The following is a 14,717-nucleotide window of genomic DNA, read 5'->3' as shown; positions in this document are numbered from 1 at the left end:
ACCCGGGCCGGGGCGGCCTACTTGGCGTCCGCGTAGGACTCCACCACGGCCACGCTGACGGGGAACTCCACCGGGATCCGCCCGAACACCAGCCGGGCCGCCCGCTCCGCGCACTCGCGGACCAGCCCGGCGGCCCGCTCGGCGTCCTCCCGCGCGCAGTGCAGCACGACCTCGTCGTGCAGGAAGAACACGAGCTCGGCGTCGACCGCCTCCCGCGCCAGCGCCGAGCGGACGGCGCCCATCCAGCACACGGCCCACTCGGCGGCCGTGCCCTGGACCACGAAGTTGCGGGTGAACCGGCCCTGGCCGCGGGCCATCGCCCCGGCGCGCCGCTCGGCCTCCTCGGTGGCGGTATCCCGCTGCGCCGCGTCCCACGCCGGGCCCGGCAGCGGGGACCAGCGGCCCAGGTGCGTGCGGACCTGTCCGCCCGTCTCGCCCACCCGGGCGGCCTGCTCCACGTAGTCCACGGCGCGGGGGAACATCCGCGCCAGGTGCGGCATGAGCCGGCCCGACTGGCCCGTGGTGGCCCCGTACATCGCGCCGAGCATGGCCACCTTCGCCTGGGGGCGCTCGGTCAGCTCCGAGCCCCGCTCCTCGCCGAGGTCGGCGATGGCCTGATAGAGGTCCCTGCCGCGGGACGCGGCGGCCAGGGCGTCGTCGTGGGCCAGCGCCGCCAGCACGCGCGGCTCGAGCTGGGCCGCGTCCGCCACCACGAGCACGCGCCCGGGATCCGCCCGCACGGCGTCCCGCACCACGTGCGGGATCTGCAGGGCGCCCCCGCCGCGGGCCGACCAGCGGCCGGTGACCACCCCGCCCACCACGTACTCCGGGCGGAAGCGGCCGTCCCGCACCCACGTGGCCAGCCAGTGCCACCCGTTGGCGCTGAGCAGCCGCGCCTGCTTCTTGTGCTCCAGGACGGGCTCGATCAGGGCCTGGCGCCGGGCCGCCAGACCGGGCACGGCCCGCGCCCACTCGACGAGCTCCCACTGCCGGGTGCTCGTCACGTCGATCCCCGCCGCCCGCATCGCCTTGAGCAGCTCCTGCGGGGAGTCCGGGTTCAGCCCCGGCGCGTGCAGCGTCTCCCGCAGCCGGGCCACGGTCTCCTCCATCCGCGGGGGGCGCTCCCCGGGCGCCGGCTCGGGGCCCAGGGCGTCCTCCAGCAGGGCCCGGTGGACGTCCTCCCGCCAGGGCACCCCGGCGTGCTGCATCTCCGCGGCGATCAGCGCGCCCTGGGACTCCGCGGCCAGCAGCAGGGTCAGCCGGCGGGCGTCCACCGCGCCGGCCACCGCGGCGAGCTGTGCCCGCAGCTCGGCGACCAGCACGGCCGCGTCGGGACCCGTGGCGCGGGGGAGGTCGAACAGGCTCGACTGGTCCTCGGCGGGGGACGGCGGCGGGAGCAGCCCGGGCGCCTCGTCGGCGGGCAGCGGCGGCAGCACCGGTTCGTAGGGCAGCGGGCCGTCGTCACCGGACCCGTGGGCGGTGGCGGCCGTGGCGAGGATCGCCTGGCACAGCCGCAGGTCGTGGCAGCGCTCCACCCGGACGCCGGCGGCCAGCAGCTGCGGGTAGACGGCGCCCGTGCGCTCCCAGGTCCAGCGCGGCGGCGTGGACCCGGCGCGCCGGGCGGCCTCCTCGCGGTCGGCGACGAACGCCGCCAGCTCCCCGGCGGGCACGTCGACGCCGGGCCCGTCCGGGTCCCCGGAGCCCGTCAGGCCCTGGACCCGGTGCCCGCCCCGGCCGTCCTGTGCTGGTCCCACCACGATGTGCATCCGGCCATTGTCCTGCACGGGTCCGTCACGCTACGCCGGTGCCCGGACTGCACACGCCCGTGGGGCCGCCGGAAGCCGGTGGCCCGTCCACACCGGCGCCCCCGCCGGGCCGGCCCGGTGCCGCCCGCCCGGACAGTGGGGCCATGAGCACCGCCGCCCACCTCTCCGCCCCGGCCCCGCCGCGTCCGGGCACCGCGGCCCGCGCGCGCACCGTGCGCCTCGTCAGCGAGGACTCCGGGCTGCGTGCCACGGTCGAGCGCGTCTGCGCGGCCGCCGGCGCCGACCTGCTGGCCGATCCGCCCGGTGCGGCGGCGCCCACCGCGCCGGGCACGCTCGCGGACACCGAGCTCGTGGACGTGCGCCACGCCGTGCGGGGGCGGGTCCGTCCGGGCACGGTGCTCGTGGGCCGGCCTGAGGACCCCGGGATCTGGGACCGGGCGGCCGACCTCGGCGGCTGCGCCGTGGCCGTGCTGCCCGACGCCGCCGGATGGCTCGCCGACCTCCTCACCGCCCGGCCCGGCGGCCCCGCCGGTCCCGGCGGCACGGGCCGGGTGCTGGGCGTGCTGGGCGCCGTGGGCGGGGCCGGCACATCCACGCTGGCGTGCTGGCTCGCCGACCGCGCCGCCCACGAGGACCGGCCGGCCGTCCTCGTGGACGCGGACCGCGCCGGCTGCGGCATCGACGTCCTGCTGGGCCTCGAGGACCAGGACGGTCTGCGCTGGCCGGACCTGCTCCGGATCGCCGGGACGGTGCACGCCGAGCAGCTGTGGCCGGCCATGGCCCGGACGGGACAGCTGCGCTGGCTCTCCTGGGACCGCTCCCAGCCGGACGGAGCCGCCGCGCCGTACGCCGGCGTGCTCGAGGCGCTGCGCCGGGCAGCCGCCCTCGTCGTCGTGGACCTGGGCCGGGCGGGGCCGGGGACGGCGGACACCGCGGCCCTGTGCGACGAGGTCCTCGTGCTCACGCCCCGGACGGTGCGCGGCGTGCTGGCCGCGCGGTGGGCCGCCGGTTCCCTGGCGGGCGCCAGTGCCCGCCTGGTGCCGGCCGGGCTCAACGTGGCCGACGTGGACGACGCCCTCGCCTCCGCCACGACCGGTCTGCCCGTCGCCGGTTCCCTGCGCTTCTCCGGCGCGGTGCCGGAGGCCGCGGAGACGGGCCGGCTGCTCGAGGCGGGCCGCTCCCGGCGGCTCGCCCGGGACGTGGCGGGCCTGCTCGAGGCCGTGGGGGCCGCCCCGTGAGCGCCGCGCTGCCCGGTGCGGTGCCCGGCCCGCAGGCCGCGCTGCCGGCCGCCCTGCTCGACGACGTGCGGGACCGGCTGCTGGCCGCTTCCGGGCCGGTCACGGACACCGACATCGCCGCGGCCGTGCGCGCGAGCGGCCGGGTGCTCGGGGCCGCCGGCACCCTGCGGGCGGTGCAGGCCGTGCGCGCCGAGCTGACCGGTCTCGGTCCGCTCGAGCCGCTGCTGCCGCACCGGGGTCTCACCGACGTCTACGTCAACGGGCCGGACCAGGTCTGGCTCGAGACCGAGGCCGGGGTGCGCCGCGTCCCGTCCCCCTTCCGCTCCGACGCCGAGGTGCGCGCCCTGGCCGTGCGCCTGGTCACCGCCGCAGGACGCCGCCTCGACGCCGCCCACCCGTGCGTGGACGTCCAGACGGCCGCCGGCTACCGGGTGCACGCCGTCCTCCCGCCGATCTCCACGGGCGGGACCCTGCTCTCCGTCCGCTTCCGCAGCACGAGGACCCTGTCCCTGCAGGACCTCGTCGCGGCGGGGACCGTCCATCCCGGCACCGCCGAGCTCCTCGTGGGCGCCGTGCGCTCGGGCGCCAACTTCCTGGTCAGCGGCGCCACCGGGGCGGGGAAGACGACCGTCCTCAACGCCCTGCTCTCCTGCTCCCCGGCGCACGAGCGGATCGTGCTCATCGAGGACGCCGCCGAGCTGCGGCCCGAGCACCCCCACGTGGTCGGTCTCCAGGCGCGGCACGCCAACACCGAGGGCGCGGGCAGCATCGACCTGGCGGAGCTCGTGCGGCAGGCCCTGCGGATGCGGCCCGACCGGCTCGTGGTGGGCGAGTGCCGCGGCGCCGAGGTGCGCGAGCTCCTCACGGCCCTGAACACCGGCCACGCGGGGGCGGGCACCGTGCACGCCAACTCCGCCGAGGCGGTCCCCGCCCGGCTCTCGGCCCTGGGCGCCCTGGCCGGGATGAGCCGGGAGGCCGTGACGCTGCAGGCCGCGAGCGCCCTGGACCTGGTCGTCCACGTGGGCCGCGCGGGCGGGCGCCGCGAGGTCCGGGCGGTGTCCCTGCTCGAGGACCGGGCCGGCGCCCTCGTCTCCGTGCCCGCGGCGGTCCGGTCCCACGACGGCGTGCGCCGCGGCCCGGGCTGGGACGGGTTGTGCGCCCTGCTCGACCACCGGCCCGGCCGATCCCCCGGCCAGGCGTCCGACCGCTCGCCCGACCCGGGCGAGGACCTCGCGGGAGGCCGGCCGTGAGCACGGTCCTCGTCCTCTGCCTCGCCCTCTGCCTGTGCCTCGCCGGAGGCGCCGCGGTACTGGTCGCGGGTCCGGGCCACCGTGTCCGGTCGGCCGCGCGGGCGGGCACCGGGGCGGTCGCCCCGGTCCGGTGGTGGGCCCGGTTCGCCCGGGACGCCGAGACGGAGGCCGCCGAGTGGATCGCGCTGCTGCGCCGGCTCGCGGCGCTGCTGGAGGCGGGCCGGTCTCCGGCGGCCGCGTTCGAGGGAGCGGGGCCCGGGGGCCGCGCCGCCCGCACGAGCACCGGCCGGCACCTCGAGCTGCTGTGCACCTCCGTGGCGGCCGCCGCCCGCCTGGGGCTGAGCGTCTCGACCGCCCTGGCGGGGGTGCCGGCCCCGGAGCTCGGTCACCGCGCGCTGGAGCGGCGGGCCGTCGCCACCACCGCCGAGCTCTCCCTGTGCTGGGAGGTCTCCGAGCGCACCGGCGCACCCCTCGCCGCCCTGCTCGGCGGCCTCGCCGACGACCTCGAGGCGGAGCTCGACGCCGAGGCGGCGCGCGGCACCGCCCTGGCCGGCCCCCGCTCCACCGTCCGGATCCTGACCTGGCTCCCGGTGCTCGGCATCGGACTGGGCATGCTCATGGGCGTCGACCCGCTGCGCACGCTGCTCACCACGCCGTGGGGGCTGGCCGCCCTCGTGACCGGCGCTGCGCTCACGGGTCTCGGCCGGGTGTGGACGCGCACCCTGATCGGCCGCGCCGAGGCGGTGGGTGCGCGATGACCGCCCTCGCAGCGCCCGCCGCCGGACTGCTCCTGGTGGCCGCCGTGGCGCTGGCGGCGCTCCCGTCCCGGGCCCGGCTGCCGGGAACGCCCCGTCCGGCCGCGGCCCGCCGTCGCCCGCCGGGACCGCACGTCTCCGCCGGCGTCCTCGTGGAGCTCACCGCCGCCATGCTGGACGCCGGTCTGCCGCTCGGGGAGGCCGTGGCGGTGCTGGGCGGGTGCCGGACGGACGCCACCGGCGCCGCCCTCGAAGGCGTGGGCTCCCGGCTGCGGCTCGGGCTGCCGTGGCACACGGCGTGGACCTCGGCGGGCGAGCTGCCCACGCACCTGGCCGACTACCGCGATGCGCTCACGTTCACCGCGACGTCCGGGGCGCCGTCGGCCCGGAGCCTGCGCTCGCAGGCCGCCCAGGTCCGGCGTGCCGCCTACCGGCGGGCCGAGCGCGCCGCGGAGTCGCTGTCCGTCCAGCTCGTACTGCCACTGGGCCTGTGCTCCCTGCCGGCCTTCGTCTGCTGGGGTGTCCTGCCGGTCGTGATGGGGCTCGTGCCCGAGGTGTTCGGATGACCCGCCGCGCCCGGAGCCGCGGGCCCCCGGCCGCCGGGGCGCTCCCCGTCCGCACCGGGTCCCGCCCCGTGCACCCCTGCGCCCTCGAGGACCGGCCCGGCGCCGCTGCGCTGCACCGTCCGCCGTCCTCCGGCGGGCCGTGCCGCCCGGCCAGTGCCGGCCGTCCGGCACCTGCTCACCCCGCACCAGTTCGCTCCGCACCGAAAGGAACCATCATGTCCCAGCACCAGACCACCGCCTCCCGTCCCGCCCGGAAGCGCCGCAGCCTCCCGGGGACCGGCCTGGAGGTCGCCGCCGGGGGCCGCCCGGTCGCACCGTCCGCCCGCCGGGCCACCGGCGCCCCGCCCCGCCCGCTCGTCCGGGCCGGGGACCCGGACCTCGGCGCGACCACCGTGGAGTACGCCATGGTCGTGCTCGCCGCGGCGGCCTTCGGCGGGGTCATGGCCGCGGTCCTCTCCTCCGGCCAGGTGCGCGAGCTCCTGACCGCGATCATCGAGAAGGCGCTCGGCGTCTGAGCGGCTGCTCCGGCGGGGTCCGTGGTGCCGTCCCCGGCGCCGCGGACCCCGCAGGAGCATCCTCCCCGTCCGTCCTGGCCGCCGGCCCGGGCGGTCGGACCCGACCGCCGGTCCCAGCGGCCCGAGCCGCCACGCGCCCTGCCCGTGAGGAGTCCACCATGCCCGCCCACCGCCCCCGATGCTCATCCCGTGGTCGGTCTCGTCCGTCGTCCCGACCCCGTTCCCGTGCTTCCCGGTGGCGTTCGGGTTCCCGCCTCCGTCCGTGGTCGCCGCGCGGCCCCGGGTCCCGATCCGCGCCGCGGCCGGTGCCGTCGGACCGCGGCGCCGTCACCGCCGAGACGGCCGTGCTGCTGCCCGCCCTCGTGCTCCTCCTGGCCGTGCTCCTCGCGGCCGCCGCGGCCGGGATGACCCTGATCCGCTACGAGGAGGCCGCGCGGGCCTCGGCCCGGGCCGCCGCCCGCGGCGAGAGCGCCGCCGTGGTCCGCTCCACGGCGCTGCGCGTGGCCGGGGAGGACGCCGTGATCCGCCTGGGCGGGAACGCGGGGACGGCCACGGTCACCGTCACCGGTCCCGCCCCCGGCATCCTCGGGACCTGGGGCGGCTGGGAGCTGCGCGCGGACGCCTCCGCCGAGACGGAGGGGGCCGGAGCGGCCGATGGGCACGGTGGCTGAGCCCGCGGCGCGAGGCCTCCCGGGGCGGCCCGACCGCTGTCCGGACCACGACGGCGACCGGGGGAGCGGCACCGTGCACGCGCTGACGCTCACCCTGGTGCTCGGCGTGCTGCTGGTGGCCGTGCTGCTGCTGGCCCAGGCGGGGATCGCGACCCACCGTGCCGGCAAGGCCGCCGACCTCGCGGCGCTCGCCGCCGCCGACACCGCCCGGGGCCTCGTGGCCGGCGACCCGTGCGGCGCCGCCGAGCGCGTGGCCCGGGACAACGGGGCACGGCTCGAACGGTGCGCGCTCGTGGAGCCGGAGCGCGTCGTCGTGGACGTGCGCACCGCCGTGGCCCTGGACGGGCCGCTCGCCCGCTTCGGGGCCGCCCGCGGCGTGTCCCGGGCAGGGCCCCCGGAGGCCGCCCGTGCGCCGTGAGGACTCAGGCGCGGGGGGCGTCGCGCAGCACCGCGTCGATCAGCTGCACGGCGCCGGCCTTGTCCAGCGGGTTGTTGCGGTTGCCGCACTTCGGCGACTGCACGCAGGACGGGCACCCGTGCTCGCACTCGCACGAGGAGATCGCCTCCCGGGTGGCGCCCAGCCACGCGACGGCCGTGGCGTAGCCGCGCTCCGCGAACCCCGCCCCGCCCGGGTGGCCGTCGTAGACGAACACCGTGGGCAGCTCCGTGTCGGCGTGCAGCGCGGTCGAGAGCCCGCCCACGTCCCAGCGGTCGCACGAGGCCACGAGCGGCAGGAGGCCGATCGCGGCGTGCTCGGCCGCGTGCAGCGCCCCGGGGACGTCGGGCTCCTCGATCCCCGCGCCGGTCAGCACGGGGCCCGGCACGGTGAACCACACGGACTTCGTGAACAGGTCGCGGGCCGCGAGGTCCAGGGGCTCCTCGCCCAGGACCTCGTTGGAGATCACGGCCTTGCGCTGGAACGAGACCACCTTCGTGGTGACCTGCACCTGGCCGAAGTGGACGGTCACCGGCCCCCAGCGCTCCGAGCGCTCCTCGGCGACCACGCTCACCTGCGTGATGTCCCGCGCGGTGGTGTAGAAGTCGGGGTTCGCCCGCGTCACGGCGGCCACCGAGCCGGCCTCGTCGAGCTCGTCCACGATGTAGGTCCGGCCCTGGTGCACGTACACGGCCCCCGGGTGGGCCTGGTAGTGGGACTGGGGGGAGTCCATCGTGCCGAGCACCGCGCCGGTGTCCGTCTCGATGATCCGGATCGGCCCGCCGCCGTCCGAGCGCAGCGACACCATCCCGGCCGCGGACTGGGGGTGCGTCCAGAACCAGCCGTTCGGCCGGCGGCGCAGGTGCCCGCTGGCCACGAGCGAGCCGAGCACCTCCGGCGCGGTGGGCCCGAAGCTGTCGATCTCCTCCGCGCGCAGCGGCTGCTCGGCCGCGGCCGCGCACAGGTGCGGGGCCAGCACGTAGGGGTTGGAGGGGTCGAACACCGTGGCCTCGACGTCGACGTCGAAGATCGCCTCCGGATGGTTCACAAGGTACGTGTCGAGGGGGTCGTCGCCCGCCACGAAGGCGGCCAGGGCCTCCTGCCCGGCCCGGCCCGCCCGGCCGATCTGCTGGAAGAAGGACGCCCGGGTGCCGGGCCATCCGGCCACGACCACGGCGTCCAGCCCGGCCACGTCGATGCCGAGCTCGAGCGCGGACGTGCTCGCGATCCCGAGCAGCCGCCCGTCCCGCAGCGCCTCCTCGAGCTCCCGGCGCTCCTCGGGGAGGAACCCGGAGCGGTAGGCCGCCACCCGGTGGGCCAGCGAGGGGTCGACCTCCTCCAGCTGCCGGTGGGCGATCTGGGCGATCGTCTCCGCGCCGCGGCGGGACTTGATGAACGCGATGGTGCGGACCTGGCGGAGCACCAGGTCGGTGAGCATGTCGGCGGTCTCGGCCAGGGCGGTGCGGCGCACCGGGGCGTCGTTCTCGCCGCCGCCGTCGGTCTGCTCCGGCTCCCAGAGCACCACGGTGACCGGTCCGTGCGGGGAGAAGTCCGTGGTCACCGGCGTCACCTCGGCCTCGGGGACGCCGACGAGGCGGGCGAAGGAGGCGTGCGGCTCGAAGGAGGTCGCGGACGCCCCGATGAAGACGGGGTCCGCGCCGTAGAGACGGCAGATCCGGCGCAGCCGCCGCATGAGGTTGGCCACGTGCGAGCCGAAGACACCCCGGTAGGAGTGGGCCTCGTCCACCACGACGTACTTCAGGCGGCGGAAGAACCGGGACCAGCGCGCGTGGTTGGGCAGCACCCCGTAGTGCAGCATGTCCGGGTTGCACAGCACCACGTCGGCGTGGTCCCGGACCCACCGGCGCTCCGCGGGGTCGGTGTCGCCGTCGTAGGTCGCGGCGCGCAGGGTCGGCAGGCCGAGGGCGTCCAGGCCCTTGAGCTGGTCGGCGGCCAGGGCCTTGGTGGGGGACAGGTAGAGGGCCGTGGCCTCGTCCGGGTGGTGGATCATGCCCGGGTTCGCCAGCGCCGCGAGCCGGCCGCGGTGCACGGCGTCGGCCACGGGCGCCTGGTAGGCGAGGGACTTCCCGGACGCGGTCCCCGTGGCGACCACCACGTGCCGGGGGGCCAGCACCGCCTGGACCTGGTGCAGGTACGGCGCGTGCACGCCGAGCCGTTCCCAGGCCGCGACCACGTCCGGGTGCAGGTGCTCGGGCCACGGGACCGTCACGGCGTCCCGGTCGGGGATCTCCCGGACGTGCCGCACCTGCTCCGGCGCGTCGCCGCGGCCGAGCAGGGGGATCAGGGAGACGTGGTCGGAGGACGGCACCGGTTCATTGTGCCACCGCCGCCCCGGCGGCCCCACCGGCGGGGCGGCCGCGGGGAGCCGCCAGGGCATCGGCGCTCGGTGCTGTCCCGGAGGCTCCGTGCGGCGCCGCTGCGCGGTGGCGCCCTGCCGCTGCGGCGCGTCTCAGCCCTGCGTGTCCGCGCCCCGGGTCCGCCGGTGCACGCGGGCCTCCCACGGCCGCAGCAGCCCCTCGTCGCCGGGGACCACGCCGTCGGGGCGGTTGCCGATCAGCAGCTCGGCGCCGGCCCAGCCCTCGGGCAGGTCGGTGCGGACCTCCTCTCCCGAGACGTTGGCGAGCACCAGCAGCTCGACGTCCCCGAGCCGCCGGGTGAAGGCGTATAGCTGCTCGTGGTGGGGGGCCAGCATGGTGAAGTCGCCCAGGGCGACCACGGGCTCGGTGTGCCGCAGCTCGATGAGACGCCGGTAGTGGTGGAACACCGAGTGCGGCTCGGCCCGGGCGGCCTCGGCGTTGACCTCGTCGTGGTTCGGGTTGACCGCGATCCACGGGGTGCCGGTGGTGAACCCGGCGTTCGCGCCCGCGGTCCACTGGACCGGGGTGCGGGCGTTGTCCCGGCTCGACCAGCGCAGTCCGCGCAGCACCCCGGCGGGGTCCGCGCCGGCGGCCACGGCGTGGCGGTAGTGGTTGACCGACTCGATGTCGCGGAAGTCCTCGATCGTCTCGAACGGTGCGTTGGTCATGCCCAGCTCCTCGCCCTGGTACACGTAGGGCGTGCCGCGGTGCAGGTGCAGCAGGGTGGCCAGGCAGGTCGCGGAGGCCACCCGGTGCTCAGGGCTGTCGTCGCCGAAGCGGGAGACTGCGCGGGGCTGGTCGTGGTTGTTCCAGTACAGGGAGTTCCAGCCGATCTCCTCCAGGCCCTCCTGCCAGCGGCCCAGCGAGGCCTTCAGGTCCGTCAGGCGCAGCGGCTCGGGGTCGAACTTCCCGCCGGGGCCGTGGTCGAGGCCCACGTGCTCGAACTGGAAGACCATGTCCACCTCGGCGCGGGCCGGATCGGTGAAGAGCTGGGCCTGCTCCACGGTGACGCCGGGCATCTCGCCCACCGTGATGAGCTCGGCGTCCCGGCCGGCGAAGACCTCGCGGTGCATCTCCTGGAGGAACTCGTGGATCCGGGGACCGCAGAGGAAGGACGCGGAGCCGTCGCCCCAGGGCGTCCCGTCCACCGGGGGCCCGTCGTGCAGGTGGCCGTCCTCGGCGACGTCCTTGCTGATCATGTTGATGACGTCCATGCGGAAGCCGTCCACGCCGCGGTCCAGCCACCAGCGCATCATGGCGTGGACGGCCTGCCGCACCTCGGGGTTCTCCCAGTTGAGGTCCGGCTGCTTCCGCGAGAACAGGTGCAGGTAGTACTCCCCCGAGGCCTCGTCGTACTCCCAGGTCGAGCCCGAGAAGGCGCTCTGCCAGTTCGTCGGCTCCGCGCCCGGGGCGCCGGGCTCCATGCCCCGGCGCGGGGCCCGCCACCAGTACCAGTCCCGCTTGGGGGAGTCCGGGGAGGATCGGGACTCGACGAACCACGGGTGCTCGTCGGAGGTGTGGTTCACCACGAGGTCCATCACCAGCTTCATGCCGCGGGCGTGGACCGCCCCGAGCAGCTCGTCGAACTGCTCGAGGGTGCCGAAGACCGGGTCGATGTCCTGGTAGTCGCTGATGTCGTAGCCGTTGTCGTCCTGCGGGGAGGAGTAGATCGGGGACAGCCAGACGACGTCCACGCCCAGGTCCTGCAGGTGGTCGAGGTGGGCGATGATGCCGCCGAGGTCGCCGATCCCGTCCCCGTCGGAGTCCGCGAAGGAGCGGGGGTAGATCTGGTAGACGACCGCGTCGGTCCACCACGCGGGGGTGTCCCCGGCGCCGCTGCCGGTGCCGGGCCGCTGGGCGGTGATGTCCTGCTGCTGGGTGCGGGTGCTCATTTGACTGCTCCTCGGGTGACGCCGGAGATGACCCACCGCTGGGCGAAGACGTAGACCACGAGCAGCGGTGCCATCGCCATCAGGTAGGACGCGAACGCGACGGTGTAGTTGGTCTGGAACTGGGACTGGAAGACGTACTGGACGAGCGGCAGGGTCGCCTGCTGCGGGTCGGAGACGATGATGAGGGGGAGCAGGAAGTCGTTCCACGCCCACAGGCAGGTCAGGATGCCGACCGTGGCGTTCATGGGCGTGAGCAGCGGGAAGACGACCCGCCAGAAGACTCCCCACGTGCCCGCACCGTCCATCCTGGCCGCCTCCTCGAGCTCGACGGGGATGGAGCGGATGTAGGCGGTGAAGATGAAGATGTTGAAGGACAGGCCGTAGACCACGTAGAGCAGGACCAGGCCGGCGGGGTTGTCGAGGCCGAGCGCGGCGGTCTGCTTCGCCACGGGCAGCATGAGGATCGGGAAGGGCACGAACAGCGCGGAGATGAAGTAGAAGAACAGGCCCTTGAAGAAGCGCCGGTGCATGTTGCGGGCGATCGCGTACGCCACCATCGAGTTCGTCAGGAGCGTGAGCACCACCGCGGAGACGGTGATCAGGGCGCTGTTGAGCGCGGCCCGCGGGAAGTCCGTCAGCGTCCACGCGTCGGCGAAGTTCGCCCACCGCACCTCCGTGGGGAGGGCGAAGCCGCTGCCGCCGAGCTGGTCGGGGGTCTTCAGGGCGGTGATCACCGTGAAGTACAGCGGCACGAAGACGGTCAGGGCCAGGACGACCAGCAGCGCGGTCAGCCACCAGTTCACCCGGCCTCCCTCGGACCGCCGGCGGCCGGACCGCCGGCGGCCGGACCGCCGGGATCGGGCCGGAAGGGCGGCTGCTGCGGTGCCGCTGGGCGGGGCGGAGACGTTGGTGGAGGACATCAGGCGGACACCTCTTCGCGCTGGAGGACTCGGAGCTGGACGACGGCGAAGACCACCAGCACGATCATGAACACGACCGCGTTGGCGATCTGGTAGCCGTACTCGCCGCCCTGGAACCCGCCCCGGTAGATGAGGACGGAGACGGACTCGGTCGCCGTTCCCGGCCCGCCGTTGGTCATGGCGATGATGTGGTCGAAGACCTGCAGGAAGTTCTTGAGCGAGAGCACCATGTTGAGCGTGAAGAACGCCCCGATCATGGGGAACGTGATGGACCAGAACCGCCGCCACGGCCCGGCGCCGTCGATGGCGGCGGCCTCGTAGAGTTCGGCCGGGATGGTCTGCAGCCCGGCGATGTAGATGATGATGTTGAACGCGACGGCCTGCCACACGGCGAGCACCACGATGCCGATCCAGGCCAGCTCGGGGTCGGCCAGGATCGACGTCGACAGCCGGTCGATCCCCAGGGCCGCCCCGATGCTCGGCAGGGAGTTGGTGAGCAGGTAGTTGAACACGTAGCCGATCACCAGGACGGCCAGGATGTTGGGCACGAAGTAGATCCCGCGCAGGGTGTTCTTGAACTTGATCCGCCCCGTCAGGCCCACGGCCAGGGCCAGGGCGATGACGTTGACGAGCACGGTCGCCACGAGCGCGAATTGGAAGGTGAACAGGTACGCGGAGCGGACCCGCTCGTCGGTGAACAGCGCCGTGTAGTTGGACAGGCCCACGAAGTCCCACTCGCCGTAGCCCGGGGAGTCCGTGAAGCTGTAGAAGACCCCCTGCAGCACGGGCAGGGTGTGGAAAAGGAGGAAGAGCACGAGGGCGGGCAGCACCATCCAGTAGAAGGCGCGGCCGGGTCCCTTCCGGCGCCGGGCGGGCGCGGCGGCGGACGTGCCCGTGGACGGTGCGCCCTGCGCGCGGGCGGGTGCCGTGGTCATCGTGACTCCACCGCTCCGAGGCCCCAGGTGCGCCGGTCGGCGACCCTGTCCCAGCTCTCGTCGAGGGTCCCCAGGAAGGCCTCCTGGTCGCGGTCGATGAGGTACTGCTGCAGCAGCGACCCCAGGGGGACGGCGGGGATGAACTGGTGGTCGAAGAAACCCACGATGCGCTCCTGGTCGATGTAGGGCTGGACCCCGGCGAGCGCGGGGTCGTCGTTGGACATGCCCTCGAGGGTCGGGATGGCCGTCTGCTCCTCGGAGTAGGCCTGGACGACCTCCGGCTGCATGAGGAAGTCGACGAAGCGCTGGACCTCTTCGGGGTGCTCGGTGTCCGCGCCGGCGGTGACGACCACGTCCACCCCCGAGACCAGGACGGTCTCGGCGGGGTCGTTCGTGGCGGGCAGCGCGAAGCTGCCGATGGTGAACTCGGGCTCGAACGAGCGGATCTGGGGAACGGCGTAGTTGCCCAGCAGCAGCATCGCCGACTCGCCCCGGGCGAAGGCGGCGGTGCCGTCCTCGTAGCCGGTGGCCACCGGGTCGGGCTGGGTGTGGTCGAAGAGGGTCGCCAGCTTCTGCGCGGCCTCCGGCCACTCCTCGCGGAAGGTGCTCCCGCCCGCGAAGCGCTGCTCCCAGAAGTCCTCCGGGACGGTCTGCGGGACGAGGGGTGCGAGCGGCGCCTGGGCGGTCCAGGCGTCGGCGAGCATCCCGTAGAAGGGGGTGACCCCGGCGGCCTCGAACGTCTCCGCGGCGGCGATCAGCTCGTCCCACGTGCGGGGCACCTCCACCCCGTGCTCGGCGAAGAGCTCCTCGTTGTAGAGCACTCCGGAGGCGTTGGCGGCGAAGGGCACTCCGTTGACGGCGTCCGGCGTGCTCGCGCCCAGGTCCTGGACGACGTCCACGTAGGCCGGGTTGACGTCCTCGAGCGCGGGGGTGCCGGCGAAGTCCGCGAAGATCCCGGCGGAGGCGAGCTCACCGAACGTCGAGTTGGCGTTGAGGGTCAGGACGTCGGGCACGTCCTCCTTGACCAGGCGGGTGCGCAGGGCCGTCTCGGGGTCCGGGACGTTGTCCACGACCACGCGCACGTCCGGGTTCTCGGCCTCGAACTGCCGGGCGAGGTCCTCGAAGTAGGCGACGGCCTCGGGCTTGAACTGGAAGAAGGTGATCGTGGTGGGCGCGTCCGCGTCCGCGGCGCAGCCGCTCAGCAGCAGGGCGCACACGGCCGTCGCGGTCCATCGCCGCGCGCCCCCGCGCCGTGGCGCGGTCACGGCCGCACCGGTGCCGGGAGGACGGACGGGGGCGGCGGGGCAGGGGTCTCGCTCATGGTTCTCCTCGGGCGGGGCGACGACGGACGACAGACGGTCCGGCACCGCGCGGACTATAAATACGTGACTTAGA

General features: G+C 75.5%; 13 protein-coding genes. 7 read left to right on the top strand and 6 right to left on the bottom strand.

The window, feature by feature from the left end; genetic code table 11:
- Nucleotides 1-17: 17 nt before the first annotated feature.
- Complete coding sequence (locus ACP7CD_RS03795) at nucleotides 18-1,766, bottom strand: bifunctional 3'-5' exonuclease/DNA polymerase (protein WP_426118941.1); 1,749 nt, start codon at nucleotides 1,764-1,766, stop codon at nucleotides 18-20.
- Between the two features lie 143 nt (nucleotides 1,767-1,909).
- Between ACP7CD_RS03795 and ssd the strand changes: the two genes are divergently transcribed.
- The 7 genes from ssd (at nucleotide 1,910) to ACP7CD_RS03760 (ending at nucleotide 7,179) form a co-directional block, all read left to right on the top strand.
- Nucleotides 1,910-3,004: a septum site-determining protein Ssd gene (ssd, locus tag ACP7CD_RS03790; protein ID WP_426118939.1), complete on the top strand. Its 1,095-nt coding sequence runs from the start codon at nucleotides 1,910-1,912 to the stop codon at nucleotides 3,002-3,004.
- The gene (locus ACP7CD_RS03785; RefSeq protein WP_426118937.1) at nucleotides 3,001-4,254 is read left to right on the top strand and encodes a TadA family conjugal transfer-associated ATPase; all 1,254 of its coding nucleotides are present in this window, start codon (nucleotides 3,001-3,003) and stop codon (nucleotides 4,252-4,254) included. The genes ssd and ACP7CD_RS03785 overlap by 4 nt, the downstream gene beginning before the upstream one ends.
- Nucleotides 4,251-5,012, top strand: a complete 762-nt coding sequence (locus ACP7CD_RS03780; protein WP_426118935.1) for a type II secretion system F family protein — start codon at nucleotides 4,251-4,253, stop codon at nucleotides 5,010-5,012. Before ACP7CD_RS03785 ends, ACP7CD_RS03780 begins: the two co-directional genes overlap by 4 nt.
- On the top strand, nucleotides 5,009-5,575 hold the full coding sequence (locus ACP7CD_RS03775; RefSeq protein WP_426118933.1) for a type II secretion system F family protein: 567 nt from the start codon (nucleotides 5,009-5,011) through the stop codon (nucleotides 5,573-5,575). The genes ACP7CD_RS03780 and ACP7CD_RS03775 overlap by 4 nt, the downstream gene beginning before the upstream one ends.
- Nucleotides 5,576-5,790: 215 nt before the next feature.
- A complete protein-coding gene (locus ACP7CD_RS03770; RefSeq protein WP_426118931.1) occupies nucleotides 5,791-6,090 on the top strand; it encodes a DUF4244 domain-containing protein in 300 nt (99 codons plus the stop codon).
- Nucleotides 6,091-6,395: 305 nt separating this feature from the next.
- Complete coding sequence (locus ACP7CD_RS03765) at nucleotides 6,396-6,761, top strand: TadE family type IV pilus minor pilin (RefSeq protein ID WP_426118929.1); 366 nt, start codon at nucleotides 6,396-6,398, stop codon at nucleotides 6,759-6,761.
- A gap of 73 nt (nucleotides 6,762-6,834) precedes the next feature.
- Nucleotides 6,835-7,179: an Rv3654c family TadE-like protein gene (locus ACP7CD_RS03760; RefSeq protein ID WP_035925175.1), complete on the top strand. Its 345-nt coding sequence runs from the start codon at nucleotides 6,835-6,837 to the stop codon at nucleotides 7,177-7,179.
- 4 nt (nucleotides 7,180-7,183) lie between these two features.
- Here ACP7CD_RS03760 and ACP7CD_RS03755 read toward each other — a convergent pair whose 3' ends face one another.
- The 5 genes from ACP7CD_RS03755 to ACP7CD_RS03735 form a co-directional block, all read right to left on the bottom strand.
- Complete coding sequence (locus ACP7CD_RS03755; RefSeq protein ID WP_426118927.1) at nucleotides 7,184-9,526, bottom strand: DEAD/DEAH box helicase; 2,343 nt, start codon at nucleotides 9,524-9,526, stop codon at nucleotides 7,184-7,186.
- Nucleotides 9,527-9,667: 141 nt separating this feature from the next.
- Nucleotides 9,668-11,467 carry a glycoside hydrolase family 13 protein gene (locus ACP7CD_RS03750; protein ID WP_426118925.1) on the bottom strand — a complete coding sequence of 600 codons (1,800 nt, stop codon included), beginning with the start codon at nucleotides 11,465-11,467 and terminating at the stop codon, nucleotides 9,668-9,670.
- Entirely contained in the window at nucleotides 11,464-12,387 is a 924-nt protein-coding gene (locus ACP7CD_RS03745; RefSeq protein ID WP_426118923.1) for a carbohydrate ABC transporter permease, read from the bottom strand. The genes ACP7CD_RS03750 and ACP7CD_RS03745 overlap by 4 nt, the downstream gene beginning before the upstream one ends.
- Entirely contained in the window at nucleotides 12,387-13,322 is a 936-nt protein-coding gene (locus ACP7CD_RS03740) for a carbohydrate ABC transporter permease (RefSeq protein ID WP_426118921.1), read from the bottom strand. Before ACP7CD_RS03740 ends, ACP7CD_RS03745 begins: the two co-directional genes overlap by 1 nt.
- On the bottom strand, nucleotides 13,319-14,539 hold the full coding sequence (locus ACP7CD_RS03735) for an ABC transporter substrate-binding protein (protein ID WP_426118919.1): 1,221 nt from the start codon (nucleotides 14,537-14,539) through the stop codon (nucleotides 13,319-13,321). Before ACP7CD_RS03735 ends, ACP7CD_RS03740 begins: the two co-directional genes overlap by 4 nt.
- Nucleotides 14,540-14,717 lie beyond the last annotated feature (178 nt).

The organism is Kocuria sp. LHG3120 (assembly GCF_049897445.1).
Classification (GTDB): domain Bacteria; phylum Actinomycetota; class Actinomycetes; order Actinomycetales; family Micrococcaceae; genus Kocuria; species Kocuria rosea.
Note: the sequence above shows the minus strand (reverse complement) of the source record. Positions and strands in the feature narration are given on the sequence as shown.

Bases quoted from the DNA above. Each gene is read 5' to 3' on its own strand.
- ACP7CD_RS03795 (WP_426118941.1), bottom strand. From the start codon at position 1,766: ATGCACATCGTGGTGGGACCAGCACAGGACGGCCGGGGCGGGCACCGG.
- ssd (WP_426118939.1), top strand. From the start codon at position 1,910: ATGAGCACCGCCGCCCACCTCTCCGCCCCGGCCCCGCCGCGTCCGGGC.
- ACP7CD_RS03775 (WP_426118933.1), top strand. From the start codon at position 5,009: ATGACCGCCCTCGCAGCGCCCGCCGCCGGACTGCTCCTGGTGGCCGCC.
- ACP7CD_RS03770 (WP_426118931.1), top strand. From the start codon at position 5,791: ATGTCCCAGCACCAGACCACCGCCTCCCGTCCCGCCCGGAAGCGCCGC.
- ACP7CD_RS03750 (WP_426118925.1), bottom strand. From the start codon at position 11,467: ATGAGCACCCGCACCCAGCAGCAGGACATCACCGCCCAGCGGCCCGGC.
- ACP7CD_RS03745 (WP_426118923.1), bottom strand. From the start codon at position 12,387: ATGTCCTCCACCAACGTCTCCGCCCCGCCCAGCGGCACCGCAGCAGCC.
- ACP7CD_RS03740 (WP_426118921.1), bottom strand. From the start codon at position 13,322: ATGACCACGGCACCCGCCCGCGCGCAGGGCGCACCGTCCACGGGCACG.